This window comes from Pantoea sp. BS_8, from assembly GCF_041954965.1.
GTDB classification, from domain to species: domain Bacteria; phylum Pseudomonadota; class Gammaproteobacteria; order Enterobacterales; family Enterobacteriaceae; genus Pantoea; species Pantoea stewartii.
Window position 1 is genome coordinate 41,824 of the sequence record NZ_JAVAXU010000006.1, and the last position, 16,133, is coordinate 57,956.

The 16,133-nt window shown below is 56.6% G+C and carries 14 protein-coding genes; 10 read left to right on the forward strand and 4 right to left on the reverse strand.

All coding sequences use genetic code 11. The features are described from left to right. Nucleotides 1-23: 23 nt before the first annotated feature. From kdpF to RAC65_RS12960, 6 genes are read left to right on the forward strand one after another with little or no spacing between them, the layout of a single operon-like run. Nucleotides 24-113 (forward strand): K(+)-transporting ATPase subunit F, encoded by a 90-nt coding sequence (gene kdpF, locus RAC65_RS12935; protein ID WP_033738296.1) that lies wholly within the window; start codon nt 24-26, stop codon nt 111-113. After that, nucleotides 113-1,795 carry a potassium-transporting ATPase subunit KdpA gene (gene kdpA, locus RAC65_RS12940; protein ID WP_058701458.1) on the forward strand — a complete coding sequence of 561 codons (1,683 nt, stop codon included), beginning with the start codon at nt 113-115 and terminating at the stop codon, nt 1,793-1,795. The genes kdpF and kdpA overlap by 1 nt, the downstream gene beginning before the upstream one ends. Nucleotides 1,796-1,797: 2 nt before the next feature. Then, nucleotides 1,798-3,843, forward strand: a complete 2,046-nt coding sequence (gene kdpB / locus RAC65_RS12945; RefSeq protein WP_054632913.1) for a potassium-transporting ATPase subunit KdpB — start codon at nt 1,798-1,800, stop codon at nt 3,841-3,843. Nucleotides 3,844-3,853: 10 nt separating this feature from the next. Further along, nucleotides 3,854-4,423 carry a potassium-transporting ATPase subunit KdpC gene (gene kdpC, locus RAC65_RS12950; protein WP_006121133.1) on the forward strand — a complete coding sequence of 190 codons (570 nt, stop codon included), beginning with the start codon at nt 3,854-3,856 and terminating at the stop codon, nt 4,421-4,423. A 13-nt stretch (nt 4,424-4,436) separates the two neighbouring features. Then, nucleotides 4,437-7,112: a two-component system sensor histidine kinase KdpD gene (kdpD, locus tag RAC65_RS12955; protein WP_033738288.1), complete on the forward strand. Its 2,676-nt coding sequence runs from the start codon at nt 4,437-4,439 to the stop codon at nt 7,110-7,112. A gap of 54 nt (nt 7,113-7,166) precedes the next feature. Beyond that, the gene (locus RAC65_RS12960; protein ID WP_006121131.1) at nt 7,167-7,670 is read left to right on the forward strand and encodes a TIGR00645 family protein; all 504 of its coding nucleotides are present in this window, start codon (nt 7,167-7,169) and stop codon (nt 7,668-7,670) included. 60 nt (nt 7,671-7,730) lie between these two features. On the opposite strand, the gene RAC65_RS12965 is transcribed toward RAC65_RS12960, so the two are convergent. Continuing rightward, the gene (locus RAC65_RS12965; RefSeq protein ID WP_375096784.1) at nt 7,731-8,663 is read right to left on the reverse strand and encodes a LysR family transcriptional regulator; all 933 of its coding nucleotides are present in this window, start codon (nt 8,661-8,663) and stop codon (nt 7,731-7,733) included. Between the two features lie 94 nt (nt 8,664-8,757). On the opposite strand from RAC65_RS12965, the gene RAC65_RS12970 reads away from it, so the two are divergent. From RAC65_RS12970 to RAC65_RS12985, 4 genes are all read left to right on the forward strand, one after another. Further along, on the forward strand, nt 8,758-9,966 hold the full coding sequence (locus RAC65_RS12970; RefSeq protein ID WP_058701475.1) for an MFS transporter: 1,209 nt from the start codon (nt 8,758-8,760) through the stop codon (nt 9,964-9,966). Nucleotides 9,967-10,027: 61 nt separating this feature from the next. After that, on the forward strand, nt 10,028-11,371 hold the full coding sequence (locus tag RAC65_RS12975; protein ID WP_375096785.1) for a cation:proton antiporter: 1,344 nt from the start codon (nt 10,028-10,030) through the stop codon (nt 11,369-11,371). A gap of 30 nt (nt 11,372-11,401) precedes the next feature. Beyond that, on the forward strand, nt 11,402-11,740 hold the full coding sequence (locus RAC65_RS12980; RefSeq protein ID WP_006121127.1) for a hypothetical protein: 339 nt from the start codon (nt 11,402-11,404) through the stop codon (nt 11,738-11,740). Between the two features lie 170 nt (nt 11,741-11,910). Further along, nucleotides 11,911-12,849: an alpha/beta hydrolase gene (locus RAC65_RS12985; RefSeq protein ID WP_375096786.1), complete on the forward strand. Its 939-nt coding sequence runs from the start codon at nt 11,911-11,913 to the stop codon at nt 12,847-12,849. A gap of 117 nt (nt 12,850-12,966) precedes the next feature. Here the strand turns inward: RAC65_RS12985 and RAC65_RS12990 are convergent, their stop codons facing one another. The 3 genes from RAC65_RS12990 to RAC65_RS13000 form a co-directional block, all read right to left on the reverse strand. After that, on the reverse strand, nt 12,967-14,046 hold the full coding sequence (locus tag RAC65_RS12990) for a porin (protein WP_006121125.1): 1,080 nt from the start codon (nt 14,044-14,046) through the stop codon (nt 12,967-12,969). A gap of 190 nt (nt 14,047-14,236) precedes the next feature. Continuing rightward, nucleotides 14,237-14,983, reverse strand: coding sequence for a glycerophosphodiester phosphodiesterase family protein (locus RAC65_RS12995; protein WP_006121123.1), 747 nt, complete (start codon nt 14,981-14,983; stop codon nt 14,237-14,239). Between the two features lie 37 nt (nt 14,984-15,020). Further along, entirely contained in the window at nt 15,021-16,124 is a 1,104-nt protein-coding gene (locus RAC65_RS13000; RefSeq protein WP_164482707.1) for an extracellular solute-binding protein, read from the reverse strand. Nucleotides 16,125-16,133 lie beyond the last annotated feature (9 nt).

Consider the following 16,133-nt stretch of genomic DNA (forward strand, 5'->3'; position numbering starts at 1 on the left):
AATCCAAACCTCTGGAGGTTGCTGTGAGTGCAGGCGTGATAACCGGCATTGTGCTGGTCGTGTTGTTGCTGGGCTATTTAGTGTATGCCCTGTTGAATGCGGAGGCCTTCTGATGGCGGCCAATGCATTTTTACTGATCGCGGTGTATCTGCTGGTGCTGATGGTGTTGGCACAGCCGCTGGGACGTGGTCTGGCAGCGCTGGTGGCGGACAAACCCCTTTTTACCCGTGCCGAAGCGCTGTTTTGGCGCGTCGCCGGGGTACAGCAAGGCGATATGCGCTGGCCGCAATACCTGCTGGCCATTGTGCTATTCAACCTTTTCGGCCTGATCCTCCTGATGGCTATACTGCTGCTTCAGGACAAGCTCCCGCTCAATCCACAACACTTTCCGGCCTTGAGCTGGGATCTGGCGCTTAACACCGCGATTAGCTTCGTCACTAACACCAACTGGCAAGCTTATTCAGGCGAGAGCACCCTGAGCTATTTCAGCCAGATGGTGGGCCTGACCGTGCAGAACTTTTTCTCTGCCGCGACCGGTATCGCTGTCGCCTTTGCCCTGATTCGGGGCTTTGCGAATCGCTCGATTGCAACCCTGGGTAACGCCTGGCGCGATCTGACGCGCGTGACGCTTTACGTGTTATTGCCCGTCAGTCTGCTGATGGCGCTGTTTTTTGTCAGCCAGGGCAGCATTCAGAACGTCCTGCCTTATCAGACGATTACCGGCCTGGATGGGGCGCAGCAAACGCTGGCAATGGGCCCGGTGGCCTCGCAGGAAGCCATCAAAATGCTGGGCACCAACGGCGGCGGCTTTTTTAACGCGAACTCTGCTCACCCGTTTGAAAACCCCACCGCGCTGACCAACTTCGTGCAGATGCTCAGTATCTTCCTGCTACCGGCCGCGCTGTGCTTTGCCTTTGGCGAATGTGTGAAAGACCGTCGTCAGGGCAACATGCTGCTGTGGTCAATGACGCTGATGTTTGTTGTGGCGGCGGCCTTCGTGATGTGGGCGGAAGTGAACGGGAATCCGCACTTCCTGACGCTGGGCGCGGACAGCGCCATCAATATGGAAGGAAAAGAAACGCGCTTTGGCATTCTCAATTCCAGCCTGTTTGCGGTTATCACGACCGCCGCGTCCTGTGGTGCGGTGAATGCGATGCATGACTCGTTCACGGCCCTGGGCGGCATGGTACCTATGTTGCTGATGCAACTGGGCGAAGTGATCTTCGGCGGTGTCGGTGCGGGCCTGTATGGGATGTTGCTGTTCGTGTTGCTGGCGGTGTTTATCGCCGGACTGATGATTGGCCGTACTCCCGAGTTTCTCGGCAAAAAAATCGAAGTCTGGGAAATGAAAATGACCGCCCTCGCCATTCTGGTGACGCCCGCGCTGGTGCTGATCGGTACAGCCATCGCCATGATGACCGACGCTGGCCGGGCCGGTATGGCTAACCCAGGCATCCACGGCTTCAGTGAAGTGTTATACGCCGTATCGTCGGCCGCCAACAACAACGGCAGTGCCTTTGCAGGTCTGAGCGCGAACACGCCGTTCTGGAACGTTTTGCTGGCCATCTGCATGTTCCTGGGGCGCTTTGGCATCATCCTGCCGGTAATGGCGATTGCCGGTTCTATGGCCGGTAAAAAAATTCAGCCGGTCGGTAACGGGACGCTGCCAACGCATGGTCCGCTGTTTATCGCGTTGTTGGTGGGCACCGTCCTGCTGGTGGGCGCACTGACCTTTATCCCCGCTCTGGCTCTGGGTCCGGTAGCCGAGCATCTGCAACTTATTCAGGGACATTAATCATGAGTCGTCAACAACAGGTGTTTGACGCAGCGCTCTTGCGCACTTCAGCAATCGATGCCGTGAAAAAACTCGACCCACGCGTTCAGTTTCGTAATCCGGTGATGTTTGTCGTCTACCTGGGCAGTCTCCTGACCACGGTACTGGCGGTGCTGATGTCTACTGGCTATCAGACCGGCAGCGCCAGTTTTACCGGCGCGGTGTCTGTCTGGCTGTGGTTTACCGTGCTGTTTGCGAACATGGCAGAAGCGCTGGCCGAAGGGCGCAGTAAAGCCCAGGCGAACAGCCTGAAAGGCGTCAAAAAAACCAGCTTTGCGAAAAAACTGTCGGCTGCGCATTACGGAGCAAAATGGCAGCAGATTGCGGCCGATGAGCTGCGCAAAGGGGATGCGGTATTAGTGGAAGCGGGTGACGTTATCCCGTGCGATGGTGAGGTGGTCGAAGGGGGCGCATCGGTTGATGAAAGTGCCATCACCGGGGAATCCGCGCCGGTGATTCGTGAATCGGGCGGTGACTTTGCCTCGGTAACCGGCGGGACGCGTATTCTGTCCGACTGGCTGGTCATCACCTGCAGTGCAAACCCCGGCGAAACCTTCCTGGATCGCATGATCGCGATGGTGGAAGGCGCACAGCGCCGTAAAACGCCCAATGAAATCGCCCTGACGATTCTGCTGGTGTCCCTGACGATTGTGTTTCTGTTAGCTACCGTCACGCTGTGGCCGTTCTCCGCCTGGGGCGGTACGCCGGTGACCATCACCGTGCTGGTTGCGTTACTGGTGTGCCTGATCCCTACCACGATTGGTGGTTTACTCTCCGCCATCGGCGTTGCGGGGATGAGCCGAATGCTGGGGGCAAACGTGATTGCCACCAGTGGTCGTGCTGTCGAAGCGGCCGGGGATGTGGACGTGCTGATGCTGGACAAAACCGGCACCATCACACTGGGTAACCGCCAGGCGACCCAGTTTTTACCGGCCCCCGGCGTCACAGAAGAACAGCTTGCCGATGCCGCCCAGTTGGCCTCGCTGGCGGATGAAACGCCGGAAGGTCGCAGTATCGTGGTCCTGGCGAAGCAAAAATTTAATCTGCGTGAGCGGGACCTGAGCAGCATGGGAGCCAGTTTTATTCCCTTCTCAGCCCAGACGCGCATGAGCGGTGTGAACGTGCAGAACCGCCTGATTCGTAAAGGGGCGGTCGATGCGGTGCGCCGTCATATTGAAGCCAGTCACGGTGCGTTCCCGGCAGAAGTAAACGCCCGGGTGGAAGAGGTTGCCCGTGCGGGCGGCACCCCGCTGGTGGTCGCTGAAGGCCCGAAAGTGCTGGGCGTGGTCGCGCTGAAAGATATCGTCAAGGGCGGGATCAAAGAGCGCTTTGCCGAACTGCGCAAAATGGGCATTAAAACCGTGATGATTACCGGTGATAACCCGCTGACCGCCGCCGCGATTGCAGCCGAAGCGGGCGTGGATGACTTTTTGTCGGAAGCGACACCCGAAGCCAAACTGGCGCTGATCCGTCAGTATCAGGCCGAAGGCCGCCTGGTGGCGATGACCGGCGACGGCACCAACGATGCGCCTGCGCTGGCGCAGGCCGATGTCGCGGTCGCGATGAACTCGGGGACGCAGGCCGCAAAAGAGGCAGGCAACATGGTCGATCTGGATTCCAACCCGACCAAGCTGCTGGAAGTGGTCCATATCGGTAAACAGATGTTGATGACGCGCGGATCGTTAACCACGTTCAGTATCGCCAACGACGTAGCCAAATACTTCGCCATTATTCCGGCGGCGTTTGCGGCTACGTATCCTCAGCTCAATATGCTCAACGTGATGGAGCTGCACTCACCGTCCTCCGCGATTCTGTCGGCAGTGATTTTTAATGCCCTGGTAATCGTCTTCCTGATTCCGCTGGCCTTAAAAGGCGTGAGCTACCGGCCATTAAGCGCCGCATCACTGCTGCGCCGTAATTTGCTGATTTATGGATTAGGTGGACTGCTGGTGCCGTTTATCGGTATCAAAGCGATCGATATGTTGCTTGTGCTGTTTGGTATGGCCTGAGGAGAATAAAATGAGTCAGTTACGTCCGGCAATTTTTCTGCTGCTGCTGCTAACGGTTGTATGTGGCGTAGTTTATCCTTTGCTCACGACCGGGTTGGCGCAGTGGCTGTTTCCCTGGCAGGCTAACGGATCGCTGTTAAAGGTAGAAGGTGAAGAACGGGGCTCTGCATTGATTGGGCAGGCTTTTAGCCAGCCTGGCGAGTTTTGGGGCCGTCCTTCTGCCACCGGCGACAAACCGTATAATCCCCTGGCATCCAGTGGCAGTAACCTGGCCGCGAGTAATCCGGCACTCGACAAAGCGGTGGCTGAACGCGTTGCCGCGTTACGTGCAGCCAATCCGCAGGCCAATGGGCCGGTGCCGGTGGATCTGGTGACCAGTTCAGCCAGTGGGCTTGATCCAGAGATTTCGCCACAGGCAGCACTGTGGCAGGCACCGCGCGTGGCGGCGGCCCGTCAGTTGCCGCTGGCGAAAGTGGATGCGCTGGTGGACAGCCTGACCCAACGTCCGCTGCTCCCATTTATCGGCGAACCCACGGTGAATGTGCTGCAACTCAATCTGGCGCTGAACGATCTTAAATAAGTAAAAGGACGCTATGAATCACGAACCGCTGCGCCCCGATCCGGATGCGCTGTTACAGGCCAACAGTGACAGCCATCGCGGTAAGCTCAAGATCTATTTTGGTGCCTGTGCGGGGGTAGGGAAAACCTACGCCATGCTGCAGGAGGCGCAGCGGCTCCGTGCCCAGGGACTCGACGTGCTGGTCGGCGTGGTGGAAACCCACGAGCGGCCGGAAACGGCCCAGCTTCTTAACGGACTGGTGGTGCTGCCGCGTCGCGCTACCGGCCGATCCCGCCATGCTGAATTCGATCTGGATGCCGCGCTGGCACGTCATCCGGCGGTCATCCTGATGGATGAACTGGCTCATACCAACGTGAAAGGCTCGCGACATCCCAAACGCTGGCAGGATATTGAAGAACTGCTGGATGCGGGCATCGATGTGCTGACCACAGTGAACGTTCAGCACCTGGAAAGCCTGAATGATGTGGTCGGCGGCGTTACCGGCATTCAGGTGCGTGAAACCGTACCAGACCCGTTTTTTGACAGCGCCGATGAAGTGGTGCTGGTGGATCTGCCGCCTGATGATCTCCGGCAACGCCTGAAAGAGGGCAAGGTCTACATTGGCGATCGCGCCGAGCGGGCCATCGAAAATTTCTTCCGCAAAGGCAACCTGTTTGCGCTTCGTGAGCTGGCACTGCGCCGCACGGCCGATCGGGTAGACGACCAGATGCGCGCCTGGCGCGACAGCCAGGGACGGGACAAGGTCTGGCACACGCGCGACGCGATTTTGCTCTGTATCGGAGACGATACGGGCAGCGAGAAACTGGTTCGTACGGCGGCACGGCTGGCCGCCCGGCTCGGCAGCGAATGGCATGCTGTCTATGTTGAAACGCCGCGCCTCAACCGCTTACCGGAGGCCCGTCGCCGCGCCATTTTGCGGACGCTCAAACTGGCGCAGGAGATGGGCGCGGAAACGGCAACGCTCTCCGATCCCGACGACGCTCAGGCGGTGCTGCGCTACGCGCGGGAACACGATCTGGGCAAGATTGTGACCGGACGGCGTCCCGTGCGACGCTGGCGACGCGACAGTTTTGCTGAGCGGCTGGGGCAACTGGGCCCGGATCTGGATTTGCTGGTAGTGGCACTCAATGAGCCCATGCAGGATGCGCCGCATCCCTTAGCCAGCGACCGGGTTAACAGCGACAAATGGCGCATGCAGTTGCGCGGCGTCATGATGGCGCTGGTGCTGTGTATTCTGGTCACCGCCGCCGGACAATCGGTGCTGATCAGCTTTGATCCGGCCAACTGCGTGATGATCTACCTGCTGGCGGTGGTGATCGTGGCCCTGCGTTATGGCCGATGGCCATCCGTGATCGCCACAGTCATCAACATCATTGCCTTTGATCTGTTTTTTGTGGCACCGAAAGGCACGATTGCCGTCTCCGATTTACAGTACCTGGTGACCTTTGGCGTAATGCTGGCGGTCGGCGTGATCGTGGGTAACCTGACGGCGGGCGTGCGCTACCAGGCGCGCGTCGCGCGTTATCGCGAACAGCGCACCCGGCAACTGTATGAAATGGCTAAATCGTTGGGCAGCGGTCTGACACCCGAGGATATCGCGGCCACCAGTCAGCGCGTGCTCGACGCCACATTGCAGGCCCGATCCCTGCTGCTGCTGCCGGATGAGCAGGGCGAGCTGCAAACCCTGGGCAACGCGCTGCCGGGAAATGAACCGGACTGGGCTATCGCCAAATGGAGCTACAGCAAAGGTCAGCCAGCCGGCGCAGGCACAGACACGTTACCGGCCGTGCCCTATCAGATTCTGCCGCTGAAGGTAGGAGAATCCTGTCGCGGGCTGCTGGTCGTCGAGCCAGAAAACGTGCGCCAGCTGATGATTCCCGAACAGCAGCGGCTGTTAGAAACCTTCACCGTCCTGATTGCGAACGCGCTGGAACGTCTGGCGCTGTCGCAGAGTGAAGCAGCTTCGCGGCTGGCCGCCGAGCGTGAACAGTTACGCAATGCCCTGTTGTCGGCGCTGTCTCACGATTTACGCACGCCCTTAACCGTGCTGTTTGGTCAGGCGGAAATGCTGATGCTCGACCTGGCCAGTGATAATTCAAAGTATGTGCCCCAGGCCAGCCAGATTCGCGAACAGACCCTGAGCACGATTCGTCTGGTCAGCAATATGCTGGATATGGCGCGTATTCAGTCCGGCGGTCTGAATTTACGGGAAGAGTGGCTGGCTCTCGAAGAGGTGATCGGCGGGGCGCTCAGTAGCATGGCACCGTCGCTGAAAGGAAAGGCGGTCGAACTCGATCTGCCTGCGGATATCGTCCTGATTAAGGGAGACAGCACCTTGCTGGAGCGGGTGTTTACCAACCTGATCGAAAACAGCCTCAAATACGCCGGTAACTGCGTGCCGCGCGGGATCCGCGCCTGGTGTGATCATGCCCGCCTGGAAATTGCCGTCTGGGATGGCGGTCCGGGCATCGCGGAACAGGACATGACCCGCATTTTTGATAAGTTTTCGCGTGGCGACAAAGAGTCGGCCGTGCCTGGCGTCGGACTGGGGCTGGCCATTTGTAAAACCATCATTGAGAGTCACGGCGGTCAGATCTGGGCGGAAAATCGCCCGGAAGGCGGGGCCTGTTTCCGCCTTTCTTTACCCTTGCCGCCCGCACCTGAAATTTCTCCTGAAGGGCTGAAATAACTTCACAGATGATCGGTTATAATACGCGACTTTACTGCTTATGACTGGGAAATTATGGAACGTTTTACCGAAAACCTGATGTATGCATCGCGCTGGCTGTTGGCTCCCGTTTACATTGGACTTTCGCTGGGATTACTGGCACTGACCATCAAATTTTTCCAGGAAATTGTTCACCTGTTGCCCAACATTTTTAGCATTGCAGAAAACGATCTGATCCTGCTGTTGCTGTCACTGGTGGACATGACGCTGGTCGGCGGGCTGCTCGTGATGGTGATGCTGTCTGGCTATGAAAACTTTGTCTCCAAACTCGATATTGATGAGGGTAAAGAGAAGCTGAGCTGGCTGGGTAAGATGGATTCCGGCTCGCTGAAAAACAAAGTGGCGGCGTCGATTGTGGCTATCTCCTCCATCCACCTGCTGCGGGTGTTTATGGACGCGCGCAATGTCGAAAACGATAAGCTGATGTGGTACGTGATCATCCATCTGACCTTCGTTTTGTCGGCCTTCGTGATGGGCTGGCTGGACAGCATGTCGCGGGCAGAGAAGAAAAACGTGTAACCGACGGCACGCGTTATCCGCGCCGGCGACTGAGGTCGCTTTTCCCGCGAGATGCCGGCGTCAGCCTGACGCCGGCCGTGCCCCCGCCAAATGAGGCAACACCGCCTTGATCATGGCAAAAAACGCAGTCAGCCGGGCAGGATAATAGCTCGCCCAGGGATAGGTCAGCCATACCGGTAACGCCGGAGCCTGCCATTCCGGCATGAGCTGGACCAGCCTGCCCTCTGCTAAATCCTCTTGTATCACCCACGACGAGACGATGGCGGCCCCCAGGCCCGCCAGCGCGGCTTTGCGTACCGCATAGAGGCTGTCGCTGCTTAAAACAGGGGCGATCGGCAGATTCACCGGTTCACCTTTGTCCTGATGCTGTAACGCGATTTCGTTACGGTAGAAGCTGGTTAACGCGAGCCAGGGCAACGCGCCCAGCTGTTCGACCCGGGTGATCGGTGCATGCTGCCGGAGCAGCTCAGGGGCCGCGACAACAATGCGCGGCACTTCGGCCAGCAGCACCGCCACGACCGAAGGATCGGTAGGCGCGCCGACCTGAATGGCGCAGTCAACGTTCTCGGCCACAAAATCGGGTGTTCTGTCGTTAAGCATCCACTCAATGCGTAAACGGGGATAGCGGCGCATAAAGTCCACCAGCGGGGCGACCAGTTGATCCTGACCAAATGCATGCGGCGCGCGTACCCGCAGTGTCCCGACGGGATCGCTGCCTGCGCCGGTCAGATCGTCTTCCAGCGCATGCCAGGTGGCGAGCAGTTGACGTGCCTGTGCATAACAGCGTTCGCCATCATCGGTGAGCTTGAGCGCGTGAGTCGTGCGCAGTATCAGCTTCACGCCGAGCCCGTGCTCAAGCGCCTGCAACCGACGGCTGATAGTGGGCTGCGTTGAGCCAAGTTGCACTGCGGCGGCAGACAAACTGCCGCTTTCGACAATGCGAATAAAGGTATGCATCAATGCGATACGATCGTTATTGCTGAAATTGCTCATGCGCCCCACGTATAACCGTTTTGTTTTTTATCAGTCTACCGCGTATGCCAAAAACAGGCTTTACTTGCCACACGCTTTTTTCGAGGATTTCACTATGACAGTGGTACACAACCTGAACCGGCATTCAACTGAGCGCCTGCCTGCGCCCCTTGTTTTTACGTTAGCAACCGGTGCGGGTCTGAGCGTGGCATCGATTTACTACAGTCAGCCCATGCTCGACATCATCAGCAAGCAGTTCCAGATAAGCGTTGGCAGCGTCGGTATGGTGCCCATGTTAACCCAGGCGGGTTATGCGCTGGGGATCCTGCTGCTGGCCCCGCTCGGCGATCGCCACGATCGTCGCACCATTATTTTGATCAAAGGGTTACTGCTAGTCATGGCGCTTCTGCTGTGTGGCTTTTCCGGCGGCATCAGCGCACTGCTTATCGCCAGTTTTATCACCGGCCTGACGGCGACCGTGGCGCAGGACATTGTTCCGGCGTCGGCCGCGCTCGCCCCGGTGGCCAGCCGGGGTAAAACGGTTGGCACGGTGATGACGGGTTTACTGGTCGGCATTTTATTATCCCGTGTCGTTAGCGGTGTGGTGGCGGAGTATTTTGGCTGGCGCACCATGTACATGATTGCGGCTGTGGCCGTGTTGCTGATCAGCCTGACGCTGTGGCGCGTACTGCCGCGCTTTACGCCGGGTACGTCGGTAAGCTATCCCCGCCTGCTGTTGTCACTGGTGCACTTATGGCGTGCGCATCAAACCCTGCGGCGTGCGGCGCTGGCACAGGGACTGCTCTCCGTGAGTTTTAGTGCGTTCTGGTCAACGCTGGCGATCATGCTTAGCGACCGCTTCCATTTTGACAGTGCCATTGCCGGTGCTTTTGGTCTGGCAGGGGCGGCAGGCGCGCTGGCCGCGCCGCTGGCCGGGAACGTGGCGGATCGTATTGGCCCGGCGCGCGTCACCCAGTTTGGTGCCGGTCTGGTGACGCTCTCTTTCGCGCTGATGTTTTTACTGCCTTTCCTGCCGCTGTCTGCTCAACTGGCCGTCATTATTATCAGCACAATAGGTTTTGACTTAGGCGTGCAGGCGACCCTGGTGGCCCATCAGACATTGATTTACGGTCTGGTTCCCGAGGCGCGTAGCCGGCTAAATGCCCTGCTGTTTACCGTGGTGTTTATCGGTATGGCCAGCGGGGCGGCACTGGGTAGCCTGGCGTTGGCGCACTGGGGCTGGAATGGCGTTGTCGTGTTATCCACCGTTGCCGCCGCTGTCAGCCTGTTGATCCGCCTCGCCAGTCGTCACCTCAGGGACTGATTCTTCCGCCCGCCAGCAAATGTGCCAGGCTTAGTCATAAACTCAATTAAAACGGTGCGTTATGAACTTCATTGCCTGGACAGCTGCGACGGGCTGTCTGCTGTTATTAATGTCGCTGGCATCAGGGTGGATCCACCGCGGCCCCGTGACCTCTTTTGGTCTTTTTTTATTAACCGGGATCGCCTGTGGGCCGTGGGGATTTGATGTGATTGAAATCGATATCCTCCGCCATGCTGAACTGGTCGCGCATATTACCGAGATAACGATGGCCGCGTCGCTGTTCATCACCGGGCTCAAGCTGCGTCTGCCGCTGAAAGCCAGGCAATGGCGCGCGGGCAGCCTGCTGGCGTTTCCGGCCATGTTGTTGACGGTCGCCGCAATGACGCTGCTGTCTCACTGGCTGGTGGGGCTGTCGTGGCCGATTGCGCTGGCCTTTGGTGCTATTGTTGCGCCCACCGATCCTGTACTGGCCAGCCTGATTTCCGTCAGCGATGCGCAGGACGATGATGCCCTGCGCGTTGCGATATCCAGTGAGGCGGGCATGAATGATGGTTCGGCGCTGCCGTTACTCATTCTGGCCCTGTTGCTGTTTAACGGTGAAAGTCTGGGCACGGGTATGCTGGCACGCTGGGCAGCCATTGATGTGGCGTGGGCCATTGGCGGCGGCATTCTGCTGGGGTTTGGTCTGGGGCGGTTAGTCGGCCTGCTGGCCGCACGGCTTCGTCATGCGCATGGTGATGTCGCACCCAATGACTTTCTGGCGCTGGCGCTCATTGCGTTGAGCTATGCCCTTGCTGAATCGCTGGGCGCGTCGGGCTTTCTGGCTACCTTTGCGGCAGGCCTGGGATTACGTCGGGCTGAACTGGGTGTGTTCAAACGTTATCAGCCTGATGATATGCCGGATGACGATCGGGTGCTGCCTGCGGAAGCACTGGTCAATCCCAACCAGCGTTTACAGCAACACGGTAGCGGTATGGTGAAATCGGTCGGTTTAGTGGTAGGCGACGCGCTGTCTTTTGGCGATACTATTGAGCGTTTACTGGCGGCCACAATGATGGTGGTCCTCGGCGTGACGCTGGCCCATCACTGGAACATGCAGGGCGTGATGCTCGGCCTGTTGCTGTTTGTGGTCGTCCGGCCACTCGCCGTATGGCTGGTCACGCTGCGCTGCGGCGTATCGCTTCCTCACCGTTTGCTCATCGGCTGGCTGGGGATTCGCGGTATAGGTAGTCTTAATTATATTGCGTTTGCCTGGGTCCATGGTATGGGCGGCTCGCAGGCAACGATGATGGTTGATATGGCGCTGACGCTGGTGGTATGCAGCATCGTGGTGCACGGCGTGTCGGTAACGCCGCTGCTAAACTGGCGCCAGGCCCGACTGGATGCAAAGCAGCACCAGTCATGAAAGTGGGTTAACTGATAACAGGAGAAGACGATGAAGATATCTCAGATACTGTTGCTGAGCGTACTGGCCTCTGGCAGTGCGCTGGCGGCAGACGACACGGAACAAAGTGCTTACGCCAGCCAGCTGTGTCACATCGTGAGCAGTGAAAAAAGCGTATCGACAGCCGATCAGTATGTCGAAAAAATGAAATCCAGCGTCGCAGGATCGCAGTCCTCTTCCGCCTTCAATAAACCTGAATTTGACGAGGAACTGGCGAATGAAGTCGCCAGCGCATGGCTGCAGCTGGGTGACGAAGAGCGCGCTAAATTGCGTAAAAATACGCAGCAGTGTGAGCAAACGGTGATGACGCAGTTCCAGCAGGAAGATTAACCGCAGTTAAATCGTCAATAAACGCGCTAAAATGGCGCGTTTTTTAATGGATTTTCATGCCCGATTGCGTACATAATCGCCAGCGTCTTCACCAAACGTGCGATACATAATAAAAACGCAGCGGACCGACAGGGCCGTCTGACCTTTCTGGCATAGATTTAACAGGCATCATGATTACGCGTCGACGCTTTATTTTCGGCACAGGAGCGCTTGCGCTTTCACTGGCTACCAGCAAACTGTTTGCCCGCGATGATATTATTCCCCTCTGGCCGGACGAACCGCCCGGCGGTGGCGGCCCTGGCGGAAAATTACGTGTTGATGCATGGGGCTCCTGGTCGAATATCGTCAGCCCGGCGATTCAGCGTTTCAGACCTGAAAACCCCAACGGTGAAGCGGTGCTCATCGCGGCAGGCGGCGGCTACCGCTGGATCGGTATGGGACGTGAAGCCTGGCCCGTTGCACACTGGTTAAATGCCAACGGCTATACCGCCTATGTTCTCAGCTACCGTTTGCCGCGTGAAAAGTGGCAGGCCGGAAATCTGGCGCCTTTACAGGATGCCCAGCGCGCGCTGCGTCTGCTTCGCTCATTCGAACGAAAAGTGCATGTATTAGGATTTTCGGCCGGTGGGCATTTGCTGGGGATGGCGGCGGCGCGTCCGGACTTTCAGTCCTATCCCCCCATTGACAGAGTGGATCATGAAATCCCCAAAGCGGACAGTGTCGGGCTGATTTATCCGGTCATTACCCTGGAAGCCCCTTATCAACATACCAATACACATCTGATGATGGTCGGTAATGATGCCAGCCCACAGGAAGAAGCCAGTTGGTCTGTGCAAAATTATGTCACGCACGCTTATCCGCCAACCTTCCTGGCTCAGGCCGGTGACGACCACACTTCGAAACCCTTTAACACGCAGTTAATGCGCGATACCTGTCGCCGCAATCGCGTGCCGGTTCAGTTGATTCAGCTTTCCAGCGGCGGGCATGGTTTTGGCCTGGGTAAAGCGGGCACGCCGGCTGCGCTGTGGGATCAGGCCTATGTGAAATGGCTGGAAAACCTTGATCAGAACCCCTCACCGTTGACGCATCGGTCTGCCACTGTCCTTTAGTTATCCTGGCGACGCCGGTCATAAAAAAAGCCGGCAGTTGCCGGCCTCGCTAAAACAGCGATTCTCAGGATTGAAGCGACACAGGGCAAAGCATGTGATAAAGCACGGTCACTGCGATTAAAACTGATAGGTCAGGCCCATCCCGACGCTGTCTTTCGTAGTGATACCGGTAGCACGAGTAAAGTCATTATCTTTCAACAGGTTAATGCGGTAATCCACATAGGTCAGCATGTTCTTGTTGAAGTAGTAATAGGTGCCCACCGCAATATATTTCTGCATGGTCTGGCTTCCACCGGCAAAGTTGCCTGCGCCTTGCAGGTTTTCCCCACGCTGCGTGACAAAACCAATGGAAGGGCGTAAGCCATTGAGGAACTGATATTGCGCAATGGCTTCGAAGTTATGCGTCTTATCAGCAATCTGCGACAGCTGGCCGTACGGGGTCACATCGTTGGCCTCACCGTACATCGCGGCAAGGTAGATTTGGTTCGCATCGTATTTGGCCGAGGTCACCCATGCCGTCGCATCGTCACCCTGACCGTCAGCTTGCTGTGTCAGCGTACGATTGGCTTTCATACCGGCCGCAGCAATGCTCAAACCATCGGTAATGCTGTAGGTCAGACCGGCACCGTAGCCGTCGCCGTTTGCCAGCTTAGCGGTTGAGCGGTCGTTTTTCCCCTGATACTGAAGAATGACCTTCAGGCCGTTCCAGTCTGGCGAGTGCCAGGTGGCCAGGCCGGTTGAGCGTTTTGACAGGAAGTTGTCGTTGGTGGTCATGGTGCCGGAACCGTAAATCGGTGCCATATCGGTGTAAGCCGATGCGGTATACAGCACGCCAAAGCTGCGGCCGTAATCGAATGAGCCAAAGTCAGCCAGTTTCAGACCTGCAAAACCCAGACGCGTCGCATTCCCGGTTTGTGCGTCAGTGCCGCCTTCACTGTGGTTCAGCTGGAAGTTATATTCCCATTGACCATAGCCTGTCAGCTGATCGTTAATTTGGGTTTCACCTTTAAAACCCAGGCGCGCATAAGAGTTATCACCATCTTCGGCGGTATTGTCCGAAAAGACATGACGCGCATCGACTTTACCGTACAGATCAAGTTTATTACCGTTTTTATTATAAATTTCAGCGGAGCATGCAGAAAATGAGATCAGCAAACACAGTGCATGCGGCGCGCATATTTTTATTTTACGTTGCATATCATCTACCCTTTAATGTTGGTGAAGCATGAGGTTTATTTCCGCACAAGGCGGCATTGTTCAAAAATGTCAGTTTCGTTATGACGAAATAATTAAAAGCGTTACGTGGCTACATCATGTGGCCGTATTTTTATGGTTTTCCCTGGTGTTGATTATCAGGGCGCATAACGCCTTGATAATGTATTTATTATTAAATGGCTAAATCAGGTATATCGCTCAATATCGTTTGCGCGCCACTGTGTAAATATTTACGGGCGACAGCAGGGTCATTAATTGTGGCAATCGCAAATTCAATACCGGAATCGGCCAGGCGTTTCAGGTCGTCATCCGTCGCAAAGTCCGCCAGGAAGTGCAGGATCTGACAGCCGGTTCTGGCCAGTAATGCCACAGGATCGCTGGGAGGAACGCACACGGCCAGTCCACGCGGGACGTCAGGCATGATCCTTTCCGCAACCTTCAGCGAGAGCTCAGAAAAGCTGCTGATAAAGAGCTTCTTTTCATCCGCAGGCCACAGCGATTTCAGCTGCGTAATGGCAATTTCCGCGGTTTCAATTTCCTGACCAGACGTTGGTTTGATCTCCAGCTGAAGGCCAATACCTTTATCCAGCACAAATCCCACGGTTTCAGCCAGTGTAGGGACTTTAACGCCTTTGAACAGGTGGCCATAACAGACGCCCGCATCCAGCGACCGGATTTGGTCCAGGGTTAAATTGGCGACGTAGCCGGTGCCATTTGTTGTCCGATCCACCGCATCATCGTGAATGATGACCGGGTGCCTGTCTTTGGTCAGTTTGACATCCACCTCTATCCACGTCGCGCCATGCTCAACGGCCGCCTGAAAAGAAGGCAGTGTGTTTTCTGGTGCCAGCAGAGGCGCACCACGATGTGCAATCAGGCGGGAATTCACTACGCGTACAGGGTGTTTTTTTGTCGGCATGCTCAGCGTTACCTTCTGTTGTCGGGTTAGCACAGGCTTACTTAAGTAAGACCTGGTTAGAAAATTCGGTTCTGACTTCGTCGCCCAGCGGTTTAGGCATGAACTGGGTGCCATGAACACGTTCTTTGCTGTTGATCAGACCAGCATCGCGATTCACTTCTTTATTTTGTGGCGTAATGCCATAAACCTGTTGAAACAGCCTTTGTGTCGTGGGCAGCGTCAGCCAGTGGATAAACAGTAATGCTGCCGCTTTGTGCGGCGCATTCTTGGGAATCGCCACCATATTTCCGCCGCCGGGCATGCCAAAATCGGGGATGTAGAGTCGGATGGTTTTGGGGACTTCGCCGTGGTTTTCTAAGCCCACCAGATAGTCTTCCCAGGCGGGGACCAGCAGAAACTCACCGCTCACCAGTCGCGTTACGCTGTCGGCGTTAGAGGCGGTAATAATGTAATCAGGACGCAGTTGTTTGAACCAGTTCCAGGCCGGTTGTAAGGCCGTCAGGCTTTTTACATCCGCATCGCCTTTGGTGAAATCAAAGCCAGGCACCAGCGTACGCGTGACAGATTCAATAAACGCCGGACCGGAACCGCCGTTTTCCACGTTAAAGCCAAACTCCTGAGGATGAGTCTGCAGGAAGGTGGTGAGCTGCGGCAGGGTACGGGGCAACTCGCTTTCTTTCATGCGGCGCGAATCGTAGGCCAGGCCCGTCTGATTGCCCCAAAATGCCACGCCATAACCTTTACTGTCCGTACCCTCAATGGTGTAGTTCAGGGTTTTGCCTTCCGGCAGCAGCGTATTAATCGGGCCAAAAAACGTTTGCTGAGGCGATACCGTACCGAATGCGCCTCCGCCAATCGAAAACACATCAATATCGCCTGCTTCCCGTCCCCGGTCAGCCATGAGTTTATTAATATTGCCTTGCAGCGGACCTTCAGAGATCGTAACAGCAATACCGTACTGTTTTTCAAACAGGCTGACCTGCTCTTTAAGACGATCCTGGTAATACCATTGGTACCAGGTTAATTTCCCTTCTTTTTTAGCCTCGTCAACAATATGTTGCCAGTCCATTTGTGTAATATCCTGAGCCTGAGTACAAAAAGCCCACGCAAGTAATAATAAGGTGGCAGATCGTCTGAACATGATTTTCCC